The sequence below is a fragment of the Salipiger sp. genome (genome assembly GCF_059781815.1).
In genome coordinates this window covers 1-6,090 of the sequence record NZ_JBYNAH010000277.1, presented here as the reverse complement: position 1 = coordinate 6,090, position 6,090 = coordinate 1, and the positions used below count along the sequence as shown (strand labels likewise).

The window sequence follows — 6,090 nt, the reverse complement described above, 5'->3', positions numbered from 1 at the left end:
AGACGCGCTCGGGCAAGATCATGCGCCGCATCCTGCGCAAGATCGCCGAGAACGATTACGGCGCGCTTGGCGACACCTCGACCCTCGCCGATCCTTCGGTGGTCGACGACCTCATCGAAAACCGCGCCAACAAGTAAGCGCGGCGAGTAAGACCCACGAGGCGGCCGGTTTCGCGGCCGCCTCTTTGCTGTCTTGCGCAGCGGTCTTCAGGATTGGCTAACCATGGAGTTGAAAACTAGGAAGAATTCGAAGGAAACACCTCCCGAAGCGGCGCATCTGTGGTAGTCTCGCGAGGTGGGGGCCTTTAGACTGATGGAGCACATCCATGCAGATGACAGGTGTTTCCCCTGCGGTGGCACCTCTGGCCACCGGTCATCCTCTGGGCCTGCCGGCTCAACCCGCCGGCACCGCCGTCGAGACAAAGGTCCAGCCGATCACGCCGCAGACGCAGACCGGCACCGATCCCGATCCGGGCGGCCAGCCGCCAAGCAACTTCTGGCGCGGCCTGACCGGCCTTCCCGACCCCTCGAACCACGTGGCGCCGCCCTCGATCATGCAGATCAAGATCGCCGCCCTGCTCGAGGAACAGGCGCAGCAAATGGTGCGCCTCGCACCGGAAACGCCTGAGCGTCAGGACTCCCAGGCCGCCGATGAACCGGCGCTACCGGGCTACGGGGCAGCTCAAGGCGCCGCACAGGAAGGGGTCTTCCCCTCCGCCGCCTGAGGGCAGAGTTGCCGAGTCGGCCCCCATGGCGGGCCGATCCCGTGGCGCAGACGCCGCCTTGCCCGCGCCGGGCGAACCGCGCGTCTGGCGGCCTTCAAAATGCGCAAACCCGCGGTTTTTCCCCGACGGGGTCGCTTTTCATGGCCAAAAGCTTGGCCTATAAGCGCCAGATCAATGGGCCACGAAAAAACCGGCCCGGCAAATCACCGGCGAGGATTGCATGAGCAAAGATACCCACGAAGCCGACGTGGCCTTCATCAAGGCGTTGGCGGAACTGCTCCGCGAGAACGATCTGACCGAACTGCAGGTCAAGCGCGAATATGGCGATGATGACAGCCTGAACGTGCGGGTGAGCCGCGCCCTGCCGCAGGCGGCCCCGATTGCCGTCAGCGCCCCCGCAGCCGCCCCGGCACCGGCCGCAGCCGCCGCCCCTGCTGCCGCCCCCGCCGCCGAGGCCGCACCGGAAGATCCGGCCGCCCATCCCGGCGCGGTGACCTCGCCGATGGTCGGCACGGTCTACATGCAGCCCGAACCCGGCGCGCCCTCGTTCATCTCGGTCGGCCAGCAGGTCAGCGAAGGCGACACGCTCGTCATCGTCGAGGCGATGAAGACCATGAACCACATCCCGGCCCCGCGTGCGGGCACCGTCAAGCGCATCCTCGTCGAGGATGGCGCCCCCGTGGAATTCGGCGCGCCGCTGGTCATCCTCGAATAAGGAGGGGCCCATGTTCGACAAGATCCTGATCGCCAACCGTGGCGAAATCGCGCTGCGCGTCATCCGCGCCTGCCGCGAAATGGGCATTGCCAGCGTCGCCGTGCACTCGACCGCCGACGCCGACGCGATGCATGTGCGCATGGCCGACGAGAGCATCTGCATCGGCCCCGCACCCTCCACCGACAGCTATCTCAACCCGGCCGCCATCATCTCGGCCTGCGAGATCACCGGCGCCCAGGCCATCCACCCGGGCTACGGCTTCATGTCGGAAAACGCCCGCTTCGTGCAGATGGTCGAAGACCACGGCCTGACCTTCATCGGCCCCTCGGCGCAGCACATCCGCGTGATGGGCGACAAGATCACCGCCAAGGACACCATGAAGGACCTCGGCGTACCCTGCGTTCCGGGCTCCGACGGCGGCGTTCCCGATGTCGAGGCGGCCAAGAAGATCGGCCGCGAGTTCGGCTATCCGGTGATCATCAAGGCCACCGCCGGCGGCGGCGGGCGCGGCATGAAGGTCGCGAATTCCGAAGCCGAGATGGAGCGCGCCTTCCAGACCGCGCGCGCCGAGGGCAAGGCCGCCTTCGGCAATGACGAGGTCTATATCGAGAAGTACCTCCAGCGCCCGCGCCACATCGAGATCCAGGTCTTCGGCGACGGCAAGGGCAACGCGGTGCATCTTGGCGAGCGCGACTGCTCGCTGCAGCGCCGTCACCAGAAGGTCTTTGAAGAGGCCCCCGGCCCCTGCATCACCGAGGAAGAGCGCGCCCGCATCGGCGCCGTCTGTGCCAAGGCGATCGGCGATCTGAAATACTCGGGCGCCGGCACCATCGAGTTCCTCTACGAGGATGGCGAGTTCTACTTCATCGAGATGAACACCCGCTTGCAGGTGGAACACCCGGTGACCGAGGCGATTTTCGGCGTCGATCTCGTGCGCGAGCAGATCCGCGTGGCCGAGGGCTACACGCTGTCCTTCGCGCAGGACGACCTGACCATCAACGGCCACGCCATCGAGGTCCGGATCAACGCCGAGAAGGTGCCGAACTTCTCGCCCTGCCCCGGCAAGATCACCCAGTACCACGCCCCGGGCGGCCTTGGCGTGCGGATGGATTCCGCGCTCTATCAGGGCTATTCGATCCCGCCCTATTACGACAGCCTGATCGGCAAGCTGATCGTGCACGGGCGCGACCGCAACGAGGCACTGTCGCGGCTCAACCGGGCGCTTGGCGAGCTCATCGTCGACGGGGTCGACACCACCATCCCGCTCTTCCACGCGCTGCTGCAGGAAGACGACGTGCTGACCGGCGACTACAACATCCACTGGCTGGAGAAGTGGCTCGCCAAGGATCCGTTCTCGGCGGCATGACACCCGGTTGCGGCGAATACCGGCCGCGGCGGGCGATGAGGCCCCGGGGATGAGCGAGATCACCCCGGAGCTTCTGGTTCAGGCCTATCGCTCGGGCATCTTTCCGATGGCGGAGCACCGCGACGACCCGGAGCTGTTCTGGGTCGATCCGCGGCGGCGCGGCATCCTGCCGATGAATGGGCTGCACATCTCGCGCAGCCTCGCCCGACGCCTTCGTCGCGACGATTACACCGTCACCGTGGACCGCGATTTCGAGGGCGTCATCGACGCCTGCGCCGACCGCCGCGAGACCTGGATCAATCACGAAATCCGCGAACTCTTCGTCGCCTTGCACCAGCGCGGGCTGGCGCATTCGCTCGAGGTCTGGATGGAGGGCGAACTGGCCGGCGGGGTCTACGGGCTCGAGATCGGCGGGGCGTTCTGCGGCGAGTCGATGTTCTCGCGCCGCCGCGACGGCTCCAAGATCGCGCTGTGCTGGCTGATCGACCTGCTCCGGCGGGCGGGCTTCACCCTCTTCGACACGCAGTTTCTGACCGAGCACCTCGCCACGCTGGGCGGCCTCGAGATCACCCGCTCCAACTACCGAGCGCAGCTGCGCGAGGCGCTATCCGTGCATCCCGATCTGGCCGGCACGCCGCTTGCCGCGAGCGGTCAGGAGGTGGTGCAGCGCAACACCCAGACGTCGTAGCGCTGGTGATCCATCGCATTGAGCGCCGGCGACGAGGCGATCATCCAGCCGCGGAACACCGGCTCGGCGTTGCCGGCCTCGCGTACGGTAAGGAAGGCGAAGGCATCGCCCGCCGGGTCGCCCTCGGGATAGCGGCATTCCTTGAGCGAAATCTGGATACGGTCGAACTGGGCCGTCTCTCCCGCGCGCAGCTCGATGTCGTAGGCGCGTCCGGTGATCTTGTCGAGCCCGCGCAGCATGGCGCCGGTGCCGGTATTGGTGGCCTCCTGCGCCTGCAGAGGCGCCGCGAGCAGGGCGAGACCGAAACACAATTTGCGGATCATTCCTCGCCTCCCCCGGCGACATATTTGAGCAGAAGCGAGATCAGGCTGACCGAGCCCTGCGTGTCGAGGATCTCGTCGCCGGCCTCGAAGTAGAACGGCGAGCCGCCCGGGCTGATCTCGACGAAATTGCCGCCCAGAAGCCCCTCTGACGAGATCAGGATGGCGCTGTCATCGGGGATGAGGATGTCGTCCTGAAGGGTCATCCCCATGTCGGCACGGAAGGTCTCGGGGTTGAGCGCGATCTCGGTCACGGTCCCCACCTTGACGCCCGCGAGGCGCACGTCGCTGCCCACGGTCACTCCTTCCAGCGAGCGGAAGCTGGCGCTGAGCGGGTAGCCCGTCTCATGCAGCTCGAAGCCGGTGGTGTTGACGGCATAGGCGCCAAAGGCGATTGCGGCGGCGAGGACAGCCCCGCCGACCAGCACCTCTGTGGTGGAGGTGGTCATGCGCTTATTCCGGGCTCCAGGCCTCGTAGTCGCGGCGGCTGGCCGGCTCGGGCTGGCGGATCGATCCCTGCGGCGCATAGGCCAGCGCGGTGCCGGTCAGGTTTTCGATATGCGGCTTTTCCCAGCTCTTGTGGGGCAGCGGACGCTCGGTCGGCGGCTCGTCATAGGTGTGATGCAGCCAGCCGTGCCAGTCGGGGCCCACCCGGCTGGCCTCGACCTCGCCGTTGTAGATCACCCAGCGACGCTTGCCATCCTTGGTCTGGTAGAAGGTGTTGCCCTGTTCATCCTCGCCGACGCGGGTGCCGTGGCGGTTGCTCCACAGAAGGGTGTTCAGCGTGGCACCGTTCCACCAGGTCACGGTCTTCAGGAGCGAATTCAGAATGCCCATGGACGACTCCTCGGTATCTTCCTGTTCCGTATATGCGATCCTTGGGGGCGAGGTCCAGCGCACAGGCGCCGGACCCCGACCCGATCGCAGCGCGATCACGGGGCGAGCGTGGTGAGCTCGATCTCGATGCGGTATTTCGGGTCGATCAGGTTGCACTCGATCATCGTGGCAACCGGCGGGTTGTCCCCGAAGGTCTCCGACAGGATCGGCCAGCAGGGCTCGAACTCCGCCGCGTCGGGCAGGTAATAGGTCACCCGGACCGCATCGGCAAAGCTCGCGCCGGCCTCGGCCAGCGCCTTGCCGATCACCTCGAGCGCCGAGCGGCACTGCTCGGTCACCGTGTCGCCCTGCCCCACCGTGCCGGCGACATGCACGAAGCCGCCCGCCACCACGGCGCGGCAATAGCCGATCTTCTCCTCGAACGGGCTGCCCGTATGGATCCGCTTGATCGTCATCTCTCACTCCAAAGAAAAGGGCGGGGAAAAACCCCGCCCAGACGTGCCTAACGTTATCGACCTCAGCTCGCCGAGGTGCCTTCTTTTTTCTGGTCCGCGTAGATCATCAGCGGCTTGGCGTCGGAATTGACCGCCTCGTCGTTGACCACCACCTCGGTGACCTCGTCCATGCCCGGCAGCTCGAACATGGTGTCGAGCAGAATGCCTTCGAGGATCGAGCGCAGGCCGCGCGCGCCGGTCTTGCGTTCAATCGCCTTCTTGGCAATCGCCGAGAGCGCGTCGTCGGTGAAGGTCAGCTGGGTGTCCTCCATCTCGAACAGGCGCTGGTACTGCTTGACCAGCGCGTTCTTCGGCTGGGTCAGGATGGTGACCAGAGCGTCCTCGTCGAGATCCTCGAGCGTTGCGATCACCGGCAGACGGCCGACGAATTCCGGGATCAGGCCGAACTTCAGCAGATCCTCGGGCTCGAGATCGCGGAAGATCTCACCGGTGCCGCGCTCGTCCGGGTCGCGCACATCGGCGCCGAAGCCCATGGCCGAGCCCTTGCCGCGCTGCGCGATGATCCGGTCGAGACCGGCAAAGGCGCCGCCGCAGATGAACAGGATGTTGGTGGTGTCCACCTGCAGGAATTCCTGCTGCGGATGCTTGCGCCCGCCCTGCGGCGGAACGGAGGCAACGGTGCCTTCCATCAGCTTCAGAAGTGCCTGCTGCACACCCTCGCCCGACACGTCGCGGGTGATTGAGGGGTTCTCCGACTTGCGGGTGATCTTGTCGACCTCGTCGATATAGACGATGCCGCGCTGCGCGCGCTCGACATTGTACTCGCTCGACTGCAGCAGCTTGAGGATGATGTTCTCGACATCCTCGCCCACGTAGCCGGCTTCGGTCAGCGTGGTGGCGTCAGCCATGGTGAACGGCACGTCGAGGATGCGCGCCAGCGTCTGCGCCAGCAGCGTCTTGCCGCAGCCGGTGGGGCCGATCAGCA

Annotated in this window: 9 protein-coding genes; 4 read left to right on the top strand and 5 right to left on the bottom strand. The window is 66.2% G+C overall.

Annotated elements, in window-relative coordinates; translation table 11 throughout:
- Positions 1-325: 325 nt before the first annotated feature.
- From AC6RA4_RS22615 to aat, 4 genes are all read left to right on the top strand, one after another.
- Complete coding sequence (locus tag AC6RA4_RS22615; protein WP_500164149.1) at positions 326-724, top strand: hypothetical protein; 399 nt, start codon at positions 326-328, stop codon at positions 722-724.
- A 220-nt stretch (positions 725-944) separates the two neighbouring features.
- A complete protein-coding gene (gene accB, locus AC6RA4_RS22610) occupies positions 945-1,439 on the top strand; it encodes an acetyl-CoA carboxylase biotin carboxyl carrier protein (RefSeq protein ID WP_500164147.1) in 495 nt (164 codons plus the stop codon).
- Positions 1,440-1,449: 10 nt separating this feature from the next.
- On the top strand, positions 1,450-2,805 hold the full coding sequence (accC, locus tag AC6RA4_RS22605) for an acetyl-CoA carboxylase biotin carboxylase subunit (RefSeq protein ID WP_500164145.1): 1,356 nt from the start codon (positions 1,450-1,452) through the stop codon (positions 2,803-2,805).
- A gap of 49 nt (positions 2,806-2,854) precedes the next feature.
- Entirely contained in the window at positions 2,855-3,493 is a 639-nt protein-coding gene (aat, locus tag AC6RA4_RS22600) for a leucyl/phenylalanyl-tRNA--protein transferase (RefSeq protein WP_500164143.1), read from the top strand.
- Here the strand turns inward: aat and AC6RA4_RS22595 are convergent.
- The 5 genes from AC6RA4_RS22595 to clpX form a co-directional block, all read right to left on the bottom strand.
- The gene (locus tag AC6RA4_RS22595; protein WP_500164142.1) at positions 3,457-3,816 is read right to left on the bottom strand and encodes a DUF2155 domain-containing protein; all 360 of its coding nucleotides are present in this window, start codon (positions 3,814-3,816) and stop codon (positions 3,457-3,459) included. The genes aat and AC6RA4_RS22595 overlap by 37 nt on opposite strands.
- Positions 3,813-4,262, bottom strand: coding sequence for an outer membrane lipid asymmetry maintenance protein MlaD (gene mlaD, locus AC6RA4_RS22590; protein ID WP_500164140.1), 450 nt, complete (start codon positions 4,260-4,262; stop codon positions 3,813-3,815). The genes AC6RA4_RS22595 and mlaD overlap by 4 nt, the downstream gene beginning before the upstream one ends.
- A 4-nt stretch (positions 4,263-4,266) precedes the next feature.
- Positions 4,267-4,650 (bottom strand): NADH:ubiquinone oxidoreductase subunit NDUFA12, encoded by a 384-nt coding sequence (locus AC6RA4_RS22585; protein ID WP_500164138.1) that lies wholly within the window; start codon positions 4,648-4,650, stop codon positions 4,267-4,269.
- Between the two features lie 95 nt (positions 4,651-4,745).
- Complete coding sequence (locus AC6RA4_RS22580; RefSeq protein WP_222602945.1) at positions 4,746-5,105, bottom strand: RidA family protein; 360 nt, start codon at positions 5,103-5,105, stop codon at positions 4,746-4,748.
- A 62-nt stretch (positions 5,106-5,167) separates the two neighbouring features.
- The coding region (gene clpX / locus AC6RA4_RS22575) for an ATP-dependent Clp protease ATP-binding subunit ClpX (RefSeq protein ID WP_500164137.1) at positions 5,168-6,090 on the bottom strand (923 nt) is incomplete at its 5' end.

Excerpts from the sequence above, each read along its gene's own strand:
- accC (WP_500164145.1), top strand. The coding sequence starts at position 1,450 with ATGTTCGACAAGATCCTGATCGCCAACCGTGGCGAAATCGCGCTGCGC.
- mlaD (WP_500164140.1), bottom strand. The coding sequence starts at position 4,262 with ATGACCACCTCCACCACAGAGGTGCTGGTCGGCGGGGCTGTCCTCGCC.
- aat (WP_500164143.1), top strand. The coding sequence starts at position 2,855 with ATGAGCGAGATCACCCCGGAGCTTCTGGTTCAGGCCTATCGCTCGGGC.
- AC6RA4_RS22585 (WP_500164138.1), bottom strand. The coding sequence starts at position 4,650 with ATGGGCATTCTGAATTCGCTCCTGAAGACCGTGACCTGGTGGAACGGT.
- AC6RA4_RS22580 (WP_222602945.1), bottom strand. The coding sequence starts at position 5,105 with ATGACGATCAAGCGGATCCATACGGGCAGCCCGTTCGAGGAGAAGATC.
- accB (WP_500164147.1), top strand. The coding sequence starts at position 945 with ATGAGCAAAGATACCCACGAAGCCGACGTGGCCTTCATCAAGGCGTTG.
- AC6RA4_RS22595 (WP_500164142.1), bottom strand. The coding sequence starts at position 3,816 with ATGATCCGCAAATTGTGTTTCGGTCTCGCCCTGCTCGCGGCGCCTCTG.
- AC6RA4_RS22615 (WP_500164149.1), top strand. The coding sequence starts at position 326 with ATGCAGATGACAGGTGTTTCCCCTGCGGTGGCACCTCTGGCCACCGGT.